This window comes from Bacillus sp. DB-2 (genome assembly GCF_003315125.1).
Taxonomy (GTDB): Bacteria; Bacillota; Bacilli; order Bacillales; family Bacillaceae_G; genus Bacillus_A; species Bacillus_A mycoides.
The window spans coordinates 296919-318523 of sequence record NZ_QNRN01000001.1 but is presented as its reverse complement, the minus strand read 5'-3'; the positions used below and the strand labels follow the sequence as shown (position 1 = coordinate 318523).

Sequence of the window (21605 nt, the reverse complement as noted above, 5' to 3'; positions counted from 1 at the left end):
TTTCACTTTATGTATAAATTAAAAATAGTATATAATAATAAGAGTTGTCTTTTAATAGAATGAATAAAAAGGAGGGTGTGCAGATGGGAATTAGTAGTCGTTTTACAGTAGGTGTTCATATGTTAACGTTACTTGCAATAGATCGAAACTCTCGCTGTACCTCTGAATGGATTGCTGGTAGTGTGAATACAAATCCAGTTGTGATTCGTCGCATTACAGGAATGTTGAAGAGAGCAGGACTTGTTGATGTACAAGCCGGTAAAGGTGGTACGACACTTGCTCGTGATTTAGATGAAATTACATTACTTGATGTATATAAAGCTGTGGAAGTTGTAGAAGAAGGACATCTATTTTCTTTCCATGAAAATCCCAACATTGAATGTCCAGTAGGAGCTAATATTCAATCGGTATTAGAGATTGTTTTAATACAATCGCAAGAAGCGATGGAAAACGTACTTGCAAATGTAACGGTGCAGCAATTAGTTACAAATTTAAAGTCGAAAATTAAAGAATAAAAAAAGCGAGCTTCCTCATGATGAGGGCTCGTCTTTTTTTATTCGGAAATATTGAAAATTCTATTTTTCAGTATTTAAAATAAACTTTCCTACAACAGCTGCTACGATACCACCAAAAATTGGGGCAACGATGAACACCCATAGTTGAGAAATTGCTTCTCCGCCAGCGAATAGAGCTGGTGCGATACTACGAGCTGGGTTAACAGATGTTCCAGTTAACGGAATACCTAATAAGTGAATTAATACTAATGTGAAACCAATTACTAGTCCAGCTAAAGAAGAACTTCCTTTTTTACCTGTTACAGCAACGATAACTAAAACAAATACGAAAGTTAAAATGAATTCAACTAAAAATGCTCCAGATAAACCAAGAGTTCCAAAACTATTTTGTCCTAAATTATCTAAAGGTAATTTAGCAGATCGTAAAATTGTTACTAACGTTGCAGTTCCTAATAAACCACCTAAAATTTGAGCTAATAAATAATAGCTAAGTTCCATAGCGTTCATTCTTTTGTTGATGAACATAGCGATTGATACTGCTGGGTTAATATGACATCCAGAAATTGTTCCAATGCTATATGCCATAGCCACGATAGATAATCCGAAAGCCATAGCGATACCTAATGTTCCGATTCCTTCAATTCCGCCACCAATGACAGCTACTCCAGTTCCGAATAATACAAGTACAAATGTACCAATAAATTCAGCAATTGCTTTTTTTAACATAATTTACCTCCTATTAATGCACATGAAACGTATTATAACATAGGTTTTAGTATAAACAGCTAATGAAATACTATTCTGATAAGGCAAAATAGGGAGATAATAAAAATAGATATGGTTCTATGAAGAAGAACCATATCTATTTTTATGCTGATTTTTTTTGTTTAATGACTGGAACAGAACGGTTTAAAACACTATTTACGATCATTCCTAGCATGATAATAATCATCCCAATCAGTGACAGTCCGCTAGGGAATGAACCATTTAAGAAAATAATCTCACCAAGCACAGTGAAGACCATCGTTCCAGCTTGTGTTGCTTCAACAGCTCCAAGTAAAGCAAGATTGTCTTTTGCTAAGTCAGTAGCAAAGAAAAATGTCATCGTCGCAATAACTCCGGAACATAATGCTAACAAAAATCCTTGCATCATTTGACTTGATGATGGAATACCGGTAGTGGAAAATCCGTATATACCAAGTAGGATTGTAATAGGGAGACTTCCGATTGCCATTCCTAATACACGTTGGAATGTATCAAGACGCCCGCCAACAAGTTCCATCATTTTTCGGTTACCGAAGGGATATAAGAAAGCTGCTAAAACGACAGGCAAAAATCCCGAGATGAACTGAGTCATTGTAATATGACCCGCTGCAGTCGCTTGCATACAAAGTACACCAAGTAAAATAAATAAAGCGACGTATAAACTGCGAAGTGGAATTTTTCCACGTACAAGTTTTGTACCTGATTTTGTTTCTATTTTAACGAAAAATAATGGTGATAGTAGTAAACCTGCTAATATCGTAACTTGCCAAGTTCCAGCAACGAGCCAAGCTGGAGAAAAAACAGCTGCGAAACTTAATAAAGAATAGAAGCCGATGCCAGCGACCGAGCCCCACCCGATCCATACAAATGGATGTTTTTTTAATTCTGCCCATAAAGTTCCTAAGTTTTTGCGAAATAAAACGATAAGGAATAAAATAGGGAGAGCAAATAGAAAACGGAAGGAAGCAGTCCAAGCCCAGCTTGTTCCAGATACATTCATTGCTCTGTTAATAATAAAGGTTGCAGAAAAAAAGGCCGATGATAAAAGACCTAGTAATATTGCGCGCATGAAATATAACACTCCTTTTGGAAAAAATAATTATGTATAGTATAATATACTTTAATATAATAAAAGTAAACTTTTTTATACTTTAAGGTGGTTTTATAGATGAAAGAAAATGAAGATATGCAAACGAAAGAAGTAATTCAGCAAGTAGGTCAGCTATTAAGACAAATTCGAAATGAACAAAAATTAAGTTTAGAAGAATTAGCCCAAAAAACAGGGGTTAGTAAATTAACATTAGGGAAAATTGAGAGAGGCGAAACGAATCCAACGTTAGCTGTCATTTGGAAAATAACGAAAGGGTTATCGATTCCTTTATCGAGATTAATGGTTGTTGGAGAACCTGTAGCTGTTGCGCGCTGCGGAGAAGGATTTGCAGTAGATGTAGGACAAGCATGGCATTTAGAAACGATGTTCCGTTACACGAAAGAAACAGGGATGGAAATGCACCGTGCTTGTTTAAGAGCGAATAGTATATATGAACCGGAAGCTCATCATGAAGGAGCAATTGAGCTTGTAACAGTAATGAAAGGGAAAGTTTCTATTCAAGTTGAGAATGACGTATATGTGCTAAATGAGTTTGACTCCATTCAGTTTGAAGCTAATAAGAAACATAGTTATAAAAATGAAGAGGATGAAGTGGCGGTATTACATTTAACGATGAAATATTCTTCATGAAAAAATCACCTATAGAAAAGAATTCTATAGGTGATTTTTTATATGCTCTTCTTACGTATATGGAATGATACCAGTTAGTACGCGCGTGGCATAAGTAATAAACAAATAAAATAAACTAAAAATCCCGTTCCAAAACATAGAATAGCAATGACCCAAATAATACGAATGAGAGTAGAGCTAATATCAAAATATTCTCCTAAACCACCGCATATACCAAATAACATTTTATCAGTTTCGGATTTATATAACCTCTTCGACATATTATGATCCTCTCCTTTTTATATCACCGCTGTTATGTATGAGTGATACAGTGTACTTTTATTCTATATGGAAATTTATCCCGCTATTTGTGGGCAGTAAAACTCCCACCTCAAAATTCGGCTGAAGCAAAGAAGTTAGGTGGGAGATCAACTGCCCGTAAACGCCCGATTGGTGAAGGCTAATAATCAGTGGGGGATGAACCCCCACTGATTATAGTTTCACTTTATGAGAAGACCATTAGGTTATATTACATTTTTTTGTGAAAGGACAATATAGTGGATTAATTGTCTTAATTTTCAGTTGGTATTAAAATGAAAATGAGGGTGTGACGTATTTTCTAATATAAGGTGGGGAAATGGTAATGACATTATATTGGTTGACTAATGTAATGCTTGAAACAGGTTATACATATGAAGAAGCGAAAATTTCACAAACGGAAACTGAGATATGCAGTCTTCTTATTGAAGATGGGCGAATTAAAAGAATTATATCGGGAATCGCCCAAGAGGAAGGGACGTTAACTTTTGATGCTAATCGTTTATTAGTTTTACCAGCTTTTGAAGAGATGCATATTCATATTGATAAAACATATTATAGTGGGCCTTGGAAAGCTTGTATGCCAGCAAAAAATATTTTTACACGTTTTAATGAAGAAAAAACGATTTTACCAAAGCAATTAGCAACTGCTCAAGACAGGGCGGAAAATATGCTAGAGTTATTGCTTCGAAATGGCGCAACAAATATTAGAACTCATTGTAATGTGGATCCGGTTATTGGACTTCGTAATTTAGAGGCAACGTTAGCAGCTTTAGAAACATATAAAGATCGGTTGTCTGGTAGAATAGTTGCATTTCCGCAACATGGATTATTGCGAAGTAATTCTATGCAACTTGTGAAAGATGCGATGCGTATGGGCGCACAATTAGTTGGCGGAGTGGACCCAGCTACAGTAGATAATGATATTGAAAAATCATTACATACGATTATGGACATTGCGGTAGAATTTAACGCGGATGTTGATATTCATTTGCATGATGCAAATAACCTTGGAACGTTTACAATGAAGAGATTGGCAAGTCTAACAGAGGAAGCAGGATGGCAAGGTCGTGTAACAATTAGTCATGCGCTTGGACTTGGTGGTGTTACTAATAAAGAAGCTGAAGAAGTGGCAGAAAGACTAGCAGCATTAAAGATTGATATCACTTCAACCGTTCCAATCGGTAAACAAGTAATCCCAATTCCGTTACTAGATCGAAAAGGAGTTAAAGTTTCATTAGGAAATGATAGTATTACAGATCATTGGTCTCCGTTTGGCACAGGTGATATGCTTCAAAAGGCAAATCGATTGGCAGAACGATTTGGTTGGAGTGATGAAAAATCTTTAGGGAAAGCTCTTCGTTTTATTACAGGAGGGAAAGCTACGCTAAACGATGAAGGCAAGAGATTATGGCCAAATGTAGGAGATGAGGCAAGTTTTGTCTTGACGAATGCAACATGCGCCGCGGGAGCAGTGGCTCGTCAAACAGAGAAGCGTGTAGTTATGTATAAAGGGAATGTTGTTATAGGAGATTTAGATCAAGTGAAATCTGATAATCTTGTATAGAGGAATCGTTTAGATGTTTTGAGAAGGGTTCTAATTGTGAAAATAGAACCCTTCTTTTTTATTTAGTAGAAACAGGGAAGTACTATACTTCCTTATAAGGAAGCAAGAAGGGATGAAAAGTTTGGACAATCAACATAATCAAAATCATATTATGGGAACTTTGCAATGGTTTATTTTTTTATTAGCAAACTCAATCGCGCTACCAATTGTTGTTGGCGGATTATTTCATCTTACGACGGAAGAAGTATTTTATTTAATGCAGCGTACGTTTTTCGTAGTTGGTATATCTTCTTTTTTACAAGGATGGCTTGGACATAAGCTTCCGATTGCGGATGGACCAGCTGGATCTTGGGTTGGTGTATTTACCGTGCTTGCTTATGCAACTGTAGGGCAGGATCAATTACATAGTACATTGCAAATTTTAGAATTAGGAATGATGGTTGCGGGAGTTGTTTTAATAGCGCTAGGAGTAACGGGAGTTATCGGGCGTATTTTATTTTTATTTACGCCGCTCGTGACAGGGACGTTCTTACTTTTATTATGTTTACAATTAAGTGGTGTATTTTTAAAAGGAATGCTAGGAATTACAGCTACTGTTTCTCAAATTGATGGATTTACAGCATTAATTGCTTTTGGCATATTTTTATTCGTAGTCATACTCTCCAACTTCGGAAAAGGGTTTGTTAAAAGTTATGCGGTTTTAATAGGGTTAATTAGTGGCTGGATTATTTTTCTCATTGCAGGAAAAGTGACGATCCCATCTCAAGTAACTCATTTTGTGCAACTTCCACATATATTCGCGTGGGGAATTCCAAAATGGAATACAGGTATGGCTGTATCAAGTTTCGTTATGGTATGTATTTTAGTTTCAAATACAGTGGCAGCTATTATAGCAATCAATCAAGCTACGATTCATAAAGCGACTATTGAACAAAAACAGTTGAGAAATGGTACGTGGGTCGGAGGGATTTCGCATATGATTTCCTCTTTGTTTTCAACTGTAGGTGTCGTTCCATTACCAGCAACGGCAGGTTTCATACGTTTAACAAATCAAAAGTACATGCGTTCATTCTTATTTGCATGTGTACTATTAGTCGGTATGTCGCTATTTCCAAGTATTATCCGCTACTTAGCCTCTCTGCCATCCGCGGTCGCATCTGCGGTTTTAATGGCTTCGTTCGTACAGTTAATTGGAATTGGGTTTCATAATATAAAACAAGTGCCAATGAGCGAAAGGAATATAACGATTTTAGGAGTTGCTATATTATTTGGAAGTGGTGTTATGTTTTTACCGTCTGGAGCACTCCAATCCTTGCCGTCTGTGATGCAATATATATTCGGAAATGGCTTGTTCGTAGGTACAGTTGTCAGCATATTACTAGAACAAATATGGCGTACTGAAAAGTAAGTGGATAAAAAGAGTGTACGCACTGTATAAAAGTCTAAAATAACATAAGAAATAAAGCCCATTTTCATTCACCACCTGCACATTTCGTTCATACAATATCTTGACTAAATAAACACCCAACTTACACATATACAGCTCTGGCTTAAGCAAGGAGGGTTATACCAGTTGAAGGAAAAAGCGTATCAATCTAAACCGTTACTCACAAAGAGAGAAAGAGAAGTATTTGAATTACTGGTTCAAGATAAAACAACGAAGGAAATTGCAGGTGAACTGTTTATAAGTGAAAAAACAGTACGTAATCACATCTCAAACGTGATGTGTAGTGTTTGCAAAGAAGATAATTGTGTTTGATGCTTGTGTTCATAATTTGTCATGAGGTGGTGCCGAAAATGGGACAGAGATTTCATTTCATTTATTAGAATCTTTATTATAATGGAATAAAAGGAGAGGGAATAATAATGAAAATTTCAAATGTAGAGGGACATTGGAGATGGAACAAGTGGAAGGAATTTATTGATGTAATTTATATAAGCAAAGAATGGCATGCGATTAGCACGGATAATTTTAATGAAATGTTATTTGTTGATTATTTTCCTGATGCCATCAATGTGAAAAATGTCAAAGAAATATTAACTGAAGTGCATAATATCGCTTCAAACTATTATGATTCTCATTATGTAAGGATGATTTTAGATTATTTGTATAATCAAAATGATAATATAAAAGGATATTTGGATATTGTTCGAAAGGCAGAAAAGCCAGTGGCTTTTGTTAAGTTACGGAATATGAATTTTTCGGAAAAAATTGATGTAGAGAAGGTAGAGAAGAGAGTTTACAAAGTGCTTGAAGAAGTAAGTGCCGAATGTATTAGAAACAATTGCAAAATAAAAAAAAGACTAATTCAGCAGTTAGTAGATCAAATTAATTTTCTAAAGGAGTATGAAACTAATTTAGGAGCTAAGGTTATGGGTGAACATCTAGAGATATGTAGAAAAGAATCAATTGATCAATTGATTGATTTTATATTCTATATATTTGATGAACAACAAGTTTCAAAAGGTAGCAAAAATATTAAAGAGAATAAGTATGTGTTAATTTTGCAGGAAATTAACACATATACAAAAAAGAAGCGAAATGAAATTAAGAAGAAGCAAAGAAGGAGAAGAGAACTTGGGGCGACTCCTAGAGAGCCAGATCCAATAAAACCATATGATGAAATTGATTTACTTATGAATCATATGCAATTAGAAGTTCCTCATCAAAAAGATGAAAGTATTAAGGTTTCTGAAAAGAATGTGGAATCCTTTGCAAAAAAGAAATTAAACTCAGGTAACTTTTCTGATACAGAAATCTTAGAACCAATATTAACTCAATTTGATTGTATGGTTCGTTCAGAAGAATAGAAGGCGAGGAGAATACAATGAAGGCGCAAAAAAATAAATCGAAACACACACATAATGTGAACCCACAAGGTTTATCAGTAAAGGGAACTTTAGATAGTGTTATTTACGCAACAGAAGGTGTTAATGATAGTTATAAGGGTCATGCCGCAGGTTTATTGAGACAAGGGAATCCAAGTGTTATGAACACATATCGGAAAAATAAAAATGCTATAGACTTTCTAAAACAGCAACGAGATCAGTTGAATAATTGATGCTTAATGTTTTATAGGGATGGTCTTTGTAGAAATTAAATATATTATTATTGTGTAGAACTTGTTGATATAGTAGAAGGGAAATTAGGGGGATTTGGGGTTGTAATCATATAACATGGATACTGTAATTTAATAAAATGAGCATGAAAAATTAAACATTTACTAAGATGGTATCGGTATTTTAACAGATCCATCTTTTTTTTATTTCCATTAATGATGCAGAAGATTTTTAGAACGGGATCATGATCAAAAAATGCTGTAATAGTATAAAACAAGCTTTGGTATGAAGAGTTATTTTTATGTAAAATCAAATGGGATTACAATTGTAAAGTTGATGTTTCTAAAGTTATGTGTTACTTTTGTATACACATAATGTTATTTTTGTGTTACTTTCTTAGTGGGGTGAACTGTATGAAACGGAAAAAGGTATATAGAAAAATATGTAAAAGATTGATAAAGTTAAGAAATATGATTAAAACTGAAACTATGTTTAAAGGAACTGATAGTGAGGATAAATATATATTAGAAAGAATTGGAAGGCTTTCTATTGAGGTTAAACAAAATATGCTTCCAAAGTCTAGAGAAAAGTATATGATTGTAAAATATAGTCGACCAATTTTTGAAATATGTGCAAATATAATTAATTTAATAGAAAAAGAAGGATATGCAAATTATTTAGATAAGGATTCTGAGCGACGTGCATTAGAAAATTCCCGTGATTACTTAAGAGGGTCCATTGGTTCTCAGGAAAAAAAGGAACGTCTAAAATTTTTGGAAAGAAGCGATGGAAATCGTAGGATTAACAAATTTGCCCAGATGCCTATTAGCTGTATTGAGTTATATCTTGATTCAAGTGCAATAATTCACGATAATCAAGTGTCATACAAGCAATATCCAAAAAAAGAAGACATACGACATCTCGATAACATGTTGTTATATCTTATAACATACATCTACCGTAGGCTGTGTAGTAAATATGAATTTACTAAAAATAAGTATATAGATAAAATTCATGGGAAAATGTATATAAATCTTAAAGTTGACTATAAAGCAATTATTAAAATAGGAAAGAAGGAAAATCAGAAGAAATTAAAGCGAATTGGAGGATAAGGGACAATGGATTCAAGAATTGTTGTGCGTTTGTCTACGGAAGAGAAGGACGCGCTAATTGAAATCTCTTCAGATTTAAAATTAACATTAAGTTCGTATATTAGAGAAAAGCTGTTAGGTGGGAATTTGGAAAATAATTACTTGGTATTTATTAATAACGAGTTAAAGCAATATACTGAAGGACAAGTATTTACGCTTAAAGAACTTTTGGGGAAACATTGGAAGTATTTGTCTAAGTATGAAAGGAGGCATCTTTTAAATATTGTTATTGAGGAAATTGAAGAAGAAGAGATAGAACTAGATCTTTATAAGGTGACAAAAAAGGGGAAATATAAATTTATTAAGTCTAAGGACTCTTATTATATAAATAAAATAATTAGTGAATATATAGAAAGAGATTGAAAATGTTGGTGACTTCTTAAATGGTATTTAATTATAGGATCATTAATGTGAATGGATTAGGTGGGTAAATATGGTTATTAATTTAGTGAGCGTTATTTTAAATAGGGGAAGGGATTTGCTATGGAGCATTATGATGGTAGTATAGTTAATATTTTAGATATTAATACCGATAGAAAACAAATTAGTAAGAACAATAATATTTGGATTCGTACTTATTTGAGTATTCCTCTAAAAGGTGTCAATAATGGGATGGAAATTGCAGTTGTAATGATGAATCCTTCTGATGCAGATGCAAGCATTTCCGATAGAACTGTTAACAAAGTAATTGATTTTTTTTCACTGCAGAATCAAAAGATAGAAAATAAAGTGGGGACAATACATATACTAAATCTTTTTCCCATATGTAGTCCAAGACCAAAGGAAGCATATCAAAAAATACGTGAACTTCATCAGGATGATCAATTGACTAGCCTAATGAAAGAGAACCAGAAGCAGTTAGAAGAGAAAATTGAGAAATGTGAATATGTTGTTCTAGCTTGGGGGTTACCTGGTGAAAGTACGATACCGTATATCTTTCATCATGACAGAGCATTGAAAGTAATAGGGTACACAACAAGTAAAAAGATATGTATGAAGACTTTTGAAGTAAGCGATACAGAATCTATCCTGCGTAAAACTGGTGATCCTAGACACCCTGCAGGAACTAGGAATCAGCAGCTTATAGGATTATATACAATAGGACACGAAGATTTATATGGATTAGGAGCCACCATTATTCATTAGAATGTGATTGGAATTTTGTGTACAAGTTGGTATAAAATAAATTATGAACATGGATCGTTATCTAGAATATGTGATATTTCTTGTTTTTTTGCAGGAAACATTTAAAAATAGAGGTTAGTCCGTAAAGAAAGATTGCATATAGTGGTGATGAGGTGATGCTTCATGACAATAAAAACATCCCCACTTAAGCTAGGCAATGAAATGTACGGTAAGATGAAAATTGAAAAAGCGTTTCTTGAAGCGCTAGAAATGTATTTTATAAAACAGCAAGACAAAAAAACTCCTAGTTAATCGGGAGTTTTTTTATTTTGCCGAAGAGGATAACGTAGTAGAAATGGTTATTCAGTTTTATAAATCCATACGTGATTTTCACCTATATAAGTATCCCAATACTTCCATTGCCAAGGTGGTGGAGGCGTATTTTGATAATATAATTGATAAAAGATGTTTAGCCATTTCAAAGAGTAATGATTCATTTTTAGCGAGTGATACAAAGTGCTTGGAATAGGAAAAGCCAATTGATATCCGCCGCTACCTTTTCTTGAATAGTGATAAATATGGAAAGGTTCATTCAAGGACAAGTTTTTTAAATCAGCTGTGTAAAAAAGAATACCATAGTTTTTAGCTCCTTCAAAAAATTTAATAAGGGATTCAACATCTGAATATTGTGTGTTTCGTATGCCGGTGTTTAATGTGAGAAGTTTCATTAAAGAGCCTCCTAAAGTAATAAGGATTCTTCCTATCCATCATGCTTTCCAGATTTAATAAAAATATTCATCTATATAAAATATTTTTATTAAAATGAAATTTTATTTGTTTGTGTTATACAGTCATGAGACAAAATTATCTCTTCATACATTAAAGAAATAACATACATAGAAAGAAGGAAGAGAGCATGAAAGGGAGGCTTATGACTATTCGACTAAAACAAATTGTACCGATATACACAGAAAGTATTTCTGAAACGGTTAAGAAAAGGATGGTACGTTGCATACGGAATGGTGGAAATCTGTCAAAATATCTAGTTTTGGAGAAAGATCCAAATCACAAAAGATATTATTTACTATCAGGATATGTAGCGTATGAGGCATATAAGGAAGCGGGATTAAGTACCGTCGATTGTATTATCAAGCCTTTTTCGGATAGAACCGAACAGATGGTGCAGCTGTTACAAAATATGTTTCATGATTCTAGAAGTGATTGGATGGGGAAATCGGTTTTCATTTCTACATTGTTAGATAAAGGAACAAGCATAAAGGAAATTGCAAAACGAGTAGGCGTAAAAGCTAAGGATTTGGAACGGTATTTGCTTCATCCGGAAATCCCATAAGGCTTATGAATTAAATTGTGTACCCTTAGTGGACAAAGTAAGGCGTTTATGTGTTTCGGATATATTAAAATATCGTTTATATGAGAGAGTGATATTAGACAAGAGAAACCCTGCGCGCTTAAATCATGATCAGTTACGTAAAGTGAAGTGGTTGTTGAATTTAACAAGATTTTATGAACTGTATGACATTGAATCACAGTGGCAATATATATTGAAAATGATGGACTATAAAACAGTGTTAATAAGTATGTTACAGTACGAAATCGAAAAAGAGCTTTCTCATTGGGGAAGAGGTCCAGATGATAATGATAATTTTCCAAGGTTGCCGAACTAGATGGAAAGTGAGGAGAAGGGAGAATTACATTTATGTTTTTTACTCGTGATAATTGAAAATGATGAAAAATAGGATAAATAAAAAGGTAAGATGGTTGGTAATAAGTTAGAGGGGGGGCAGTTTGTAAGTAGAATTATTATTTGCTAAAAACGAGAAACATGTATGTTACATAATTTCTCGTTTTTATGTTTGGTCAAAAATTTTTTCATTTATGAGGAATTAGATGTCTCTTTAATGGTGATTGTCCTAAACTTTGGTTTAGCTTTTTCTGTATTATTTGGTAAATCATTAAATCGTATGAAGGTGTATCGAATATAATAGTCAATATTTCTTCAGGGTAAATGCGATCTGTGTAATCTGGATTGTTGTATAGAAACTTACATGTGAAGATAAGAGCTTCTTTTGGTTGTGGATTCTGTTGTATCTGAATAGCCATCCAAAGATTTTTATTTTCTTGATGGTAAAGAAGACAAAAATCTTGCTCAATATGTGCTTTCCATTGTTTTTCTATCTCGACTCCGCGTTTAATCTCTTTGAAAGTATTTAATGCAGAAGTATGTTTTTTTTCTAAGTCTGTTATAGAAGATTCTATACTAGATATAGCAGCTTCTAAGTTCGTAATATTAGCTTCCACATTTTGCTTTTGTCTTGTATAAGAATCTAGTTGTGTTATTAAGTTGTTTTGTTCAGATTTTAATTCTTGCATTTCTTTTGATTCAGATCCAGCATAAATAAATCGAGTCCATTTACGGAATTTATTGCTGAATTGTTTTTCTGTTTCTTTGATTTTGGATTTTGTAATGCGAAGGTGCTTTTTTATATTTGCCATGTCAATTAATAATGTGTTATGACGGACAGACATACTGTTTTTCTCCTGGGTTTTCATTTCTTTTTCCTGAAAAAGAAGTTGGTGTTTTTGTTGGATTTTTTGAACTGTTTGTTTTATTTTCTTAAAATTCGATTGAGCTTGTTTATAAAAATTAAACATTTCAGGATGATATGATTGAAGTTTACAATGATGAAACTCCATTGTGCGCGTAAGTAATTTTTGAATTCGATCGATATTAATACTAGGTGTTCTAAAAGGACAAGGCTCACTTTTTTGTAAATCTAAAAATACAATTTGATGATGTAAAGAAAATAACTCTATTTGTGAAAAGCTTTGATTACGATTTAAACGTCCGTAACATCCAATTTTTCTGTTTTCTAGGCATTTTAAATCTATTTCATTATAAATATGATAAGGTGATACAGACAAACGGAATGGACGCTCGGATTTATTTGAGCCTTGTTTAAATATAATATTGATATATCCACCGTTATTACGAGGCTCGACTTTTTGTATTATTCCATATATAATTGCAATTTTGTTTGGAAATTGTTTGGATGAAGCAATTGCTTCATCGGGAGATAGCAATAAATCTTCTATTTTTTTCTCTTCATTATCTTCTGTTATAACAGATAATTCTCCCCAACTTTCTTGGTAACGATTGTAAATGTCCTGTAGAGCACCAAATGTTTGTAGGTGTGAAGATCTATGTGTATTGTGTTTTCCTAAAGTTTTCATGGAGGTTTTAATTTTCGGTTTTAATATTTGATTCATTTGATTTAATATCGTAAGACGGGCGGTTGCTTTTTTTGCAATTTCTATATAATCAAAGGTATCGGACAGTTCTTTATAATAATCTGTTGGGTCATTATAATAGCAGCCTTTAATATGTTCGTGTTTTTTTGCTTCTGAAGGTTTAGTGCGACGGAGTCTAAAGGCAACTTTCTCTTGTGATACGCGATGTGTCAATGTAGGAATTTCGTATTCATAGGGTTCACGGTGATAGATTTCTTGCCAGGTTTCATAACAACCGTGACAACGGAAGGAATCTTTTATTTTTATGTAAGATGGATGCTTATCGCCATATTTTAATTTAATTTCCCCGATTTCTTCTGCACTCACTGTTATCCAACCTGAGGAGGTTTTTTTTGCTGCGCAAGGCATGGAACTTATAGAACTCATATTTCAACATCCTTTTTATAATTTTTTCTTTTAAATTGATTCTTGCTGCTCTTTTTAGAGGGATTGGTAGGTATCTTGTTTTAATTTGTAAAATTCTAATTTTTATTTTGTTAAACTTATTATACTAGAATCATTGTGTTTCAGAAAAGAGAAATATTTATATCCACCTGTGGCTACTTAGTAAAATTAGGTTTGAAAAATTGAGGTTACAAATGGTTGAATTGAATTTGTGAAACGAAAACGGTTAAAGATAAGTATTCTTATAGGGAGTTTAATAATTAATTGAATTTAAATGTTAAATCGTTATATAATTATAATAAGTTTTAATAAGGAGGATAATTTGTGGATATTATAAAGATTGAGGTATTAAAGCCTGTATTTGATCAACTAGCTATGCAGTTAGCATTAATTTTATTTATTCCACTACTGATTGCATTATTAGGTGTTGCAATTTTAAACAAATGTAATGTACCTAGGGCTTTTATTCCATATGGTACAGTGGCGATGTTTTTGTTTTCTGTTTATAAAATGTATGAACTATTCTATATGTAATTAGAGTGCGATTTACTTAATTAAAGTGCTATGTTGGAAATCTACGTATAAAAATACAAGTATAACATTAGTTTTAATATTCAGAATTAAAAAACTAATGTTATACTTGTATTTGTGTTTGACTTTATTTGACCAAACAAATTATAATGAAAATGGACCAATGGAAAATACAAATAACTAGTATTTCTTTTCCATAAAAGATGGTCGTATACTAAAACATGACAGTTTGTATACTACAAGAAAACATAAAGAAACGCAATGTTTGTCACGGAATTGTCAAAAAGTGTTCGTGTTTCGTTCGTATGTTTAATCTTTTTTGTGAATTGGTTTCTGGGTGTTTTTTGCTTTCAGGTGGTCCTTTCTATCATAAATTTGGAAAGGAAAGTGATCAGGTATGTCAGAAGTAGTACAATTAGTATCACAAGAAGCAACGGTAGTAGTAAATGGTAGTTCGCGTTATAATGGTGGTAAATTTGATGAGGTTATGGTTCGTACAACTATAGTGACGAATGGACCTTTGACAGAAAATTACTATGTTCCTAACGGTAGCTCATTATCGAAGGAAGCTATGGCATTAATTCAAAATCAAGGTTTAGAATTCCGCCCGTATCGTGAAACTGAATTATTAGAAGGTACAGAAGATGTAATTGATGTTGCTAAAGCTGGAGATGTGGTAGGGACAGAGCGTGACATCGCACGTTTGTTATTACGCTCATCATTAGTAAGTGTTCCATTACAACAAATTGCTCAACTTGAAAATGGACAATTTGTTTATGAAGTAAAATATGAGTATAAATTGTTCCCAGTTCTTAATGATACTTATGAATTTCAAATTCGTTTGCCGTTCGATGGTACACAGATTATCAATGGCAGCGAAGTGAAGTTAACGGTACTTACTCCAATCGGTGGTAATATTGATGAGAATGCTACAAAAGGTATCGATGAAAATGGACAAGAAATTCAAGAAGTTGTACAGCAATTGGTTCAAACTGGTCGATCTGTAACAACATTCCAATATCGTTTAGATCCGTTATTTACAGTACGTTATGTTCATACGACGCCGGTGTTAAGTAACTTAATTAATCAGTAAACAAAAAAGGATGGCTATTAACAGCCATCCTTTTTTGTTTAAAGTAATAATTTGGAAAATGTGCATTGATAGAAAATAGCATATATTTAATGTTTATTCTTTGTGTTTGGGATTTTTAATTATTAACTGATTATAAAGGGTTACATATCGACCATTTTCAATAACAGTATGTTCTGGGGCGCCATAAAAAATATTATTAACTCCATATTTATCTTGGAGTTTTGAAATAATACTTTTAATTGTTTGTGTCATATCGTTTTGGGTATATAAAATTCCTTCTTCTAGTAACATATCTTCTATTGTGTCAATATAATCATCTCCGATAAAGTTAACATCGCTTTCAAGTTGAACATGTACCCATTCGAGGTAGTCATTAGCTACTTTTAGTAATTCTTCTTTCATATTGATTCATCTCCTTAATTATGAAAAATGAGAACCTTTTAAGAAGGTTCTCCAATTTTTTTATAATTTATTCATAATTATAAAATTAATTCATAATAATGAATAATAAGAGGACAAGGTGTTTAAAATGAGAATCCAATGGCTATTTTATTTGGTACAGTTCTATACCTTTCTCGATATGGTCAATAAAGTAATGAGCTATTTGTGGTTGTGTATCATGGACCTGTTGTAATACTTGACATAATCGTTGTAAACGAAAAGTAAGTTCATGGTTTGGTAAATCTGTTTCCTGGGTGAGAGCAGGAAACAGGTTTAGTTCTTTGTGTATCTGTTCTAGAAATGTAAGTGAAACAGTATCAGTTTTCATTGTTTCTAAATTACTAAGATAACCAGGTGAAACATGTAATTTTGTTGCAAGTTCGTTTAATGTGATTCCTTTGTGCTTTCGTAATGTTCGAATGGTTTGACCAAGATGCTGTAACAAGTAAATACCTCCCTTATTTAGTTCTAAAATAAATATTTTATCTTTAAAAATATATGCAGTAGGAAAAGAAAACAGACTTTCTATAAATTAGTTTTATGAAAATGAATTAGTGGAAGGGTTGAGATTTTTGAAAGATACAGAAGCGTTGGGATACATTGTAATGGGAATAAGCAGGATGGGATATGGATTAGAAGTGATATTTCAAGCAATGGATGTCGCTCAAAACATGTTAAGTCAAACAGTAAAAGAAGAATTTTGGAATGAAGATGTCTTAGAGGTAGTTCAGCAGTTAGGTCATGAAATAGGAATAAATGAAGAAGAGCTAAAGTCCGAATTGTATTGGGGTTTTGATGTTCATACAGAAAACGAATCGGGTAGTATGTATGAACAATTTATAGGGTTAAGAAAGAACGAATCAAAATTAATAAGATAACAATAGTATGATTATGTAAATAGGGTTTAACTTGGAGGAGAGCTAAATCCTATTTTTTATTTTTAATATTACTTTTGTGTAGTTATATCTGTTATATGACATTCATAAGGTTAGTAGAGACATAAAGGGAGGTGGGATATGACCAGGTGGATTAATGCTCAAGAAGCGATGAAGGTTCTCGAGGAAAACTACATAAAAGTAAGTTATAAAACCTTTACGGATTGGCTTCGGAAGTTAGAAATTGCAGCAGTTCCATCAGAGAATCGAAAAGAGGGATGGAGTATTCGTGAGGAAGATTTATTCACATTTATTGATAAAAAACGTCCAGGATTACGTCAAATCTTGCAGGAATATCATCATCTTATTCAAGATATAAATGATGTAAAACAACAAGTACAAGTTTTATTTCATAAAAAAAATGAAGAAGTTGAGTATGTAGAAGGAAGGGAGAGTATAACGGATGAGGAAATTCATTTTTTATGTGATTTGGTAAATATAATGTGTGAAGAGATATCAGCATTGCAAAAGCAGAATCAATGGATGAAAGATGCGTATGAACAAGTGGCAGAAGAGTATGATTTATTGCAACAAAAAGTGAGTAAGTTGGACGCAGTGATTGAAAACAGACAACCACTGAGCAACATAGATGAAAATAGGATCCAGGGTTTGGGTGAAAAAGCATTTCAAGGATTATTAAGAGCTCAATTTAAAAGACTCTTTCCTGATCGTATATATTCATTAAAAGGAGAGAAGGGATTGCAAATATATCAAGATTTTTGCAACCTTGTATTTCCAAAAGAAGATAAACATCTGGGGATAATAAAGAAAGGAGAAGGGTATATTTATCAACGAACAAATGAAAAATCCACACAAGTAAATCGTCTTTATAATAAAGTAATAAAAGAGTTATTAGAAGATATGGAAAAAAGAGCCGTTTTGGGAAAATAGGCTCTTTTTTCAACGTATTTTATTCATTTTTGTAAATTAATTTTATTAAAATGAATAATTAGTTCTTGATTGGTAATAATAACCATAAGATGACTATTCCTTTTGGTATAATATCAATCCTTGTTCAATATGAGAAATAAAATAATTTGCTAACTCGGGATTGGTATCATGTAGCGTTTTCAGTAGTTCGCATATCCGATCTAGCCGGAAATGTAATTCATGATGAGGAGAAGTTGTATGATTCAGGGAAGGAAATAAATTAAATTCCTCATTCAATTTTGCGAGTAACGTTAAAGAAATGGTATCTGTTTTTTGTGTTTCAAGGTTACTTAAATATCCCGGAGAGACTTCAATTTGCTCAGCGAAGTTTTGAAGAGAAATTCCCTTTTGCTTTCTTAAATTACGAATGGTTTGTCCTAATTGCGTAATCAATAGTAATTCCTCCTATGCAATTTGTTTCGAAAGGTGATGATTTTAATGACTGTACAAAAGAAGCTTCAACTCAGATCGATTTCGTATATTCATGATCCTGAAGCTGCACAAAAATGGTTTCAACTATATGTGGAACTTTTAGTAGAAGTAATGAAACAAAATGATTCTATGGACAAGGATGACGTGCATACATTGTAAGCACAACATGATGGAAGGGCTGGTTGTATTGAAGAAGACAGTCGCATATTACCGTAGTTCATCTAAAAAACAAGAACACTCCGTTCGAATGCAGAAATATTATGCAAAGGTGTATTGCAGAGATCAGTATATGAAGCTGGACTATGAATATGAGGATCCATATGTATCGGCTAGAATTATACATATGAATCAGCGACCGGGTTTACGAAAGTTGTTGGAAGCAATTCGAAATGATGAAATTGAACATTTAATTTTGTATAAGAGAGACCGGTTAGCAAGAAATGTAATCGAGTATATGGAAATTTATGAACTTCTTCAGGAGAAACAGATAAAAGTTCATTTTACGACTATTGGAGAACCGGTAATGGAATACACGCCGATGAATCGCTATCTAGAAGTGATTATGGCTGGCTTTGCACAACATGAAGGTGAACAAATTAATAAACGGTTTGATGCTATGCGTCAGAGTAAATTTGATGCAGGAAAAGCAGTGAGTCGGCTGCCATATGGTTTCCAAAATAATAAAAAGAAAAAAGAAATTGAAATCGTAAAAGATGAAATGGATATAGTTATGTTTATTTTTAATGAATTTTTGAACGATACATGCACATCTTTGCAAAAAATAAAAGATCATTTAGATGGAAAAGGTTTTAAGAAACGAAAAGGACTTCCTTGGGAACTACAAGATATTAGACGTACATTAGAAAATTCCTTTTATATGGGTGTATATAGTATTCGATTGAAGGGAGTTCAACAAGAACATCAACTAGAAGGCACAATGCCGATTGAACCGCACCAATGGGAAGCTGCGCAAGAAAAACTAAATCAAATAGTAAATAAGCGTGGTTCTATAAAAATGAAAAAGGAAATTGCTAAAGAAGATATTCTGTATCGTATGGAAGGACTCCTGCAATGTTCTTATTGTAAAAAACAATTAGAGGGAGTGGTTAAACGGAGAGGAGATACATTTTTAATAGGATATCGATGCAAAGAACATCGTTTGTATATTGATAAGGAATATATCGAACAAAAAACATTTGAAAAAATGAAATGTTTTTTTCTTAATTTACGAGAGAAAGAATTTGATGGCTTGTTTCAGCGTTACTATAGACAAAATGTAAAAGAAATAGAACGAATTATACAAGGGCATAGTCAGCGTTTAGATCAAAAGAAAAAGACAGTGCATACAAAAGTACAAAGATGGTTAACGGAAAAGAAAAATGAAAAGTTGCACAAAGAATTACTTGGTTCTTATCAACATTTTCAGGAACACAAACAAATAAAAGAAGAAATGGAATTAAAACTAAATGTATTAAAAAAGGTGCCTGATGTAGTAAAGGATTTGGAGTCTAATATTCATAAACAATTGATGTTAGATTCCTTACCAGATTATAAGAGTATAGGGTTATTTCAAGATTTGATTTTTACTGTAATTGTAGATAGACACGGGTATGAAATTATTTTTAAACATCCATTTTTACATTATCAAGAGGTGCATGCATGTGAAGACAATTCGTGATGTTTTAGAAAAGGGAAAAAAAGGAGCTTTTTATGCGAGGGTTTCGTCTGATCGTCAAACAATCGATGCGCAAAGACATCATGTATATGAATTTATAAAAAACTATGAATGTGAAATTGTGAAAGAATATGTAGATCATGGAGAATCGGCATTTAAAAAGAAGTTAATCAAGCGTCCCCAAGTCATGGCGTTATTACGAGATGTAGAACAAGGGAAATATGATTTTGTGATTACGTATGCAGATGACCGCCTTGCGCGATCGGAGATTGAACATGTACAAATACGAGTAATAATGAAAGAAGCGAAAACAGATGTTATATTGACGAGTACGGGAGAATTGTATACAGAGCGTGATATTATTACACAATTAATTCGAGAGGGTGGAACTCGTTATGAAGTAGAGCGAATCAGTGCACGTACGAAAGATGCGTATGGACAAAGAACAGACTATGGTCAATGGATGGGAGGTCCTGTACCGTTTGGATATGTACAGGATGAAAATACTAAGAACTTTTCTATTGTAGAAGATGAAAAGGAAATTGTATTAAATATATACAGGTTATATCAAAATGGTGAAGGGTTTGCAGGTATCGCTAAAAAATTAAATGAGCAAAAGGTGAAAACAAATACAATACATTGGAAAAAGGAACGAGTAAAGCACATTTTGACCAATCCAATTTATGCGGGGTATGTTACATTCGGAAGATTGAAACCTGGATCTGGAAATAGTATTGAAGATTTATCTAAATGGAAGATGGCAAAATGTGAAGAGATTCCAGCTATTATGACCAAGGAAGAATGGTTAGCTACTTTTCAAATGTTTGAGAAAAAAAGAAACAAGGAATTACCTCCAAAACAATTAAAAACAGAGTATGTTCTGCGGGACTTAGTTTATTGTAAAAGTTGTGATGCGCTTTTGCTTCCAAAGAATCAAGAGACTAGGGGGAAAAATGGAAAGAAATATGGAATGAAAAAATATATGTGCTCGAATAAATTATGTACCGTTTGGTTTTCAACAGATGAGCTACATGCATTGGTTTTTGATAGTGTTATAAAGGAGATTACGGATAAAGTTATTTCTAAATCTCAAACGGAACTGATGTATGAAATGGAACAAATTTTAGAAAAAGACATCAAACAAATAACAAAAGAAATTGGGCGTTTGAAAAAACAGGTGGATAATTGTCTAGTTTGGATCAAAGATGCGGAACGTGAAATAGATGAATTATATAATCAAAAGAAGAAATTGGTGGAAGTTGATTCGAAAATAGATCCTTTGTTGGATGTGATGTTGGATTATCGTTTGCATTTGTTGCACGAAATCAGGGAGACAGAGGAGTTAATCGCAAAGAAAGAAGCAGAAATGAAGCATATTGAAGAAGTCGATTCTAACCAAAGTATGTTACAAAAAAATGTGTTACAAGCATTTCGAATAGAATTTACAAATTTACAAAAAGATATGAAACGAGTTCGTCAATTTTTGGTGTATTTAATTGATAAAATTATAATAGATCAAAATGGGAAAACAGAATATATTTTAAAAATAAATTTAGAGCAATAAAAGGTTTAAGATTGTCTCGAATACACAGATTTGTTATAATTATCTAAAATATATTGACAATTGCAAATG

Annotated in this window: 28 protein-coding genes; 20 read left to right on the top strand and 8 right to left on the bottom strand. The window is 32.9% G+C overall.

Features of this window, described 5'->3' with window-relative positions; translation table 11 throughout:
• Nucleotides 1–83 precede the first annotated feature (83 nt).
• Nucleotides 84–515, top strand: coding sequence for an Rrf2 family transcriptional regulator (locus DET63_RS01725; RefSeq protein ID WP_002112095.1), 432 nt, complete (start codon nt 84–86; stop codon nt 513–515).
• Between the two features lie 60 nt (nt 516–575).
• On the opposite strand, the gene DET63_RS01720 is transcribed toward DET63_RS01725, so the two are convergent.
• Both DET63_RS01720 and DET63_RS01715 read right to left on the bottom strand, forming a co-directional pair.
• Nucleotides 576–1241, bottom strand: a complete 666-nt coding sequence (locus DET63_RS01720; RefSeq protein ID WP_002067333.1) for an aquaporin — start codon at nt 1239–1241, stop codon at nt 576–578.
• A 142-nt stretch (nt 1242–1383) separates the two neighbouring features.
• On the bottom strand, nt 1384–2349 hold the full coding sequence (locus tag DET63_RS01715; protein WP_113935683.1) for a DMT family transporter: 966 nt from the start codon (nt 2347–2349) through the stop codon (nt 1384–1386).
• A gap of 99 nt (nt 2350–2448) precedes the next feature.
• Here DET63_RS01715 and DET63_RS01710 point away from each other — a divergent pair, with 99 nt between their 5' ends.
• Nucleotides 2449–3021, top strand: coding sequence for a helix-turn-helix domain-containing protein (locus DET63_RS01710; RefSeq protein ID WP_002034214.1), 573 nt, complete (start codon nt 2449–2451; stop codon nt 3019–3021).
• Between the two features lie 74 nt (nt 3022–3095).
• Here DET63_RS01710 and DET63_RS01705 read toward each other — a convergent pair whose 3' ends face one another.
• Nucleotides 3096–3281: a PspC domain-containing protein gene (locus tag DET63_RS01705; RefSeq protein ID WP_002088845.1), complete on the bottom strand. Its 186-nt coding sequence runs from the start codon at nt 3279–3281 to the stop codon at nt 3096–3098.
• 362 nt (nt 3282–3643) lie between these two features.
• Here DET63_RS01705 and DET63_RS01700 point away from each other — a divergent pair, with 362 nt between their 5' ends.
• The 9 genes from DET63_RS01700 (at nt 3644) to DET63_RS30490 (ending at nt 10533) form a co-directional block, all read left to right on the top strand.
• Entirely contained in the window at nt 3644–4885 is a 1242-nt protein-coding gene (locus DET63_RS01700; protein ID WP_113935682.1) for an amidohydrolase family protein, read from the top strand.
• Nucleotides 4886–4997: 112 nt separating this feature from the next.
• Entirely contained in the window at nt 4998–6293 is a 1296-nt protein-coding gene (locus tag DET63_RS01695; RefSeq protein ID WP_113935681.1) for a purine/pyrimidine permease, read from the top strand.
• Between the two features lie 165 nt (nt 6294–6458).
• Nucleotides 6459–6644, top strand: a complete 186-nt coding sequence (locus DET63_RS01690; protein WP_113935680.1) for a helix-turn-helix domain-containing protein — start codon at nt 6459–6461, stop codon at nt 6642–6644.
• Between the two features lie 107 nt (nt 6645–6751).
• Complete coding sequence (locus DET63_RS01685) at nt 6752–7696, top strand: hypothetical protein (RefSeq protein ID WP_113935679.1); 945 nt, start codon at nt 6752–6754, stop codon at nt 7694–7696.
• Nucleotides 7697–7713: 17 nt separating this feature from the next.
• Nucleotides 7714–7947, top strand: a complete 234-nt coding sequence (locus DET63_RS01680) for a hypothetical protein (RefSeq protein ID WP_113935678.1) — start codon at nt 7714–7716, stop codon at nt 7945–7947.
• Between the two features lie 411 nt (nt 7948–8358).
• The gene (locus DET63_RS01675) at nt 8359–9057 is read left to right on the top strand and encodes a hypothetical protein (RefSeq protein ID WP_113935677.1); all 699 of its coding nucleotides are present in this window, start codon (nt 8359–8361) and stop codon (nt 9055–9057) included.
• Nucleotides 9058–9063: 6 nt separating this feature from the next.
• Complete coding sequence (locus DET63_RS01670) at nt 9064–9459, top strand: hypothetical protein (RefSeq protein ID WP_113935676.1); 396 nt, start codon at nt 9064–9066, stop codon at nt 9457–9459.
• Between the two features lie 120 nt (nt 9460–9579).
• Complete coding sequence (locus DET63_RS01665; protein WP_113935675.1) at nt 9580–10242, top strand: DUF1643 domain-containing protein; 663 nt, start codon at nt 9580–9582, stop codon at nt 10240–10242.
• A 162-nt stretch (nt 10243–10404) separates the two neighbouring features.
• On the top strand, nt 10405–10533 hold the full coding sequence (locus tag DET63_RS30490) for a hypothetical protein (protein ID WP_258550626.1): 129 nt from the start codon (nt 10405–10407) through the stop codon (nt 10531–10533).
• A gap of 47 nt (nt 10534–10580) precedes the next feature.
• Here the strand turns inward: DET63_RS30490 and DET63_RS01660 are convergent, their stop codons facing one another.
• Entirely contained in the window at nt 10581–10949 is a 369-nt protein-coding gene (locus DET63_RS01660; RefSeq protein WP_113935674.1) for a hypothetical protein, read from the bottom strand.
• A 188-nt stretch (nt 10950–11137) separates the two neighbouring features.
• Between DET63_RS01660 and DET63_RS30485 the strand changes: the two genes are divergently transcribed.
• The gene (locus DET63_RS30485; protein WP_258550625.1) at nt 11138–11572 is read left to right on the top strand and encodes a ParB/RepB/Spo0J family partition protein; all 435 of its coding nucleotides are present in this window, start codon (nt 11138–11140) and stop codon (nt 11570–11572) included.
• Between the two features lie 28 nt (nt 11573–11600).
• Complete coding sequence (locus tag DET63_RS30480; protein ID WP_235661769.1) at nt 11601–11906, top strand: hypothetical protein; 306 nt, start codon at nt 11601–11603, stop codon at nt 11904–11906.
• A 205-nt stretch (nt 11907–12111) separates the two neighbouring features.
• Here DET63_RS30480 and DET63_RS01650 read toward each other — a convergent pair whose 3' ends face one another.
• The gene (locus DET63_RS01650; protein ID WP_113935673.1) at nt 12112–13917 is read right to left on the bottom strand and encodes a hypothetical protein; all 1806 of its coding nucleotides are present in this window, start codon (nt 13915–13917) and stop codon (nt 12112–12114) included.
• 342 nt (nt 13918–14259) lie between these two features.
• On the opposite strand from DET63_RS01650, the gene DET63_RS01645 reads away from it, so the two are divergent.
• Entirely contained in the window at nt 14260–14469 is a 210-nt protein-coding gene (locus tag DET63_RS01645; protein WP_113935672.1) for a hypothetical protein, read from the top strand.
• Nucleotides 14470–14863: 394 nt separating this feature from the next.
• Nucleotides 14864–15559, top strand: coding sequence for a hypothetical protein (locus DET63_RS01640; RefSeq protein ID WP_113935671.1), 696 nt, complete (start codon nt 14864–14866; stop codon nt 15557–15559).
• Between the two features lie 93 nt (nt 15560–15652).
• Here DET63_RS01640 and DET63_RS01635 read toward each other — a convergent pair whose 3' ends face one another.
• Together DET63_RS01635 and DET63_RS01630 are read right to left on the bottom strand one after the other, a co-directional pair.
• Entirely contained in the window at nt 15653–15961 is a 309-nt protein-coding gene (locus DET63_RS01635; protein ID WP_076868779.1) for a hypothetical protein, read from the bottom strand.
• Nucleotides 15962–16103: 142 nt separating this feature from the next.
• Complete coding sequence (locus tag DET63_RS01630) at nt 16104–16445, bottom strand: helix-turn-helix domain-containing protein (RefSeq protein ID WP_033691259.1); 342 nt, start codon at nt 16443–16445, stop codon at nt 16104–16106.
• A 127-nt stretch (nt 16446–16572) separates the two neighbouring features.
• Between DET63_RS01630 and DET63_RS01625 the strand changes: the two genes are divergently transcribed.
• Nucleotides 16573–16878, top strand: coding sequence for a hypothetical protein (locus DET63_RS01625; RefSeq protein WP_258550624.1), 306 nt, complete (start codon nt 16573–16575; stop codon nt 16876–16878).
• A gap of 138 nt (nt 16879–17016) precedes the next feature.
• Entirely contained in the window at nt 17017–17826 is an 810-nt protein-coding gene (locus tag DET63_RS01620) for a DNA-binding protein (RefSeq protein ID WP_113935669.1), read from the top strand.
• A gap of 93 nt (nt 17827–17919) precedes the next feature.
• Here DET63_RS01620 and DET63_RS01615 read toward each other — a convergent pair whose 3' ends face one another.
• On the bottom strand, nt 17920–18258 hold the full coding sequence (locus DET63_RS01615; RefSeq protein WP_113935668.1) for a helix-turn-helix domain-containing protein: 339 nt from the start codon (nt 18256–18258) through the stop codon (nt 17920–17922).
• A 45-nt stretch (nt 18259–18303) separates the two neighbouring features.
• On the opposite strand from DET63_RS01615, the gene DET63_RS30090 reads away from it, so the two are divergent.
• The 3 genes from DET63_RS30090 to DET63_RS01605 are packed head-to-tail and all read left to right on the top strand — an operon-like array spanning nt 18304 to nt 21536.
• On the top strand, nt 18304–18456 hold the full coding sequence (locus tag DET63_RS30090; RefSeq protein ID WP_000218031.1) for a hypothetical protein: 153 nt from the start codon (nt 18304–18306) through the stop codon (nt 18454–18456).
• Between the two features lie 28 nt (nt 18457–18484).
• Nucleotides 18485–19975: a recombinase family protein gene (locus DET63_RS01610; protein ID WP_258550623.1), complete on the top strand. Its 1491-nt coding sequence runs from the start codon at nt 18485–18487 to the stop codon at nt 19973–19975.
• The gene (locus DET63_RS01605) at nt 19959–21536 is read left to right on the top strand and encodes a recombinase family protein (protein WP_258550622.1); all 1578 of its coding nucleotides are present in this window, start codon (nt 19959–19961) and stop codon (nt 21534–21536) included. The genes DET63_RS01610 and DET63_RS01605 overlap by 17 nt, the downstream gene beginning before the upstream one ends.
• The last annotated feature ends 69 nt before the right edge of the window (nt 21537–21605 follow it).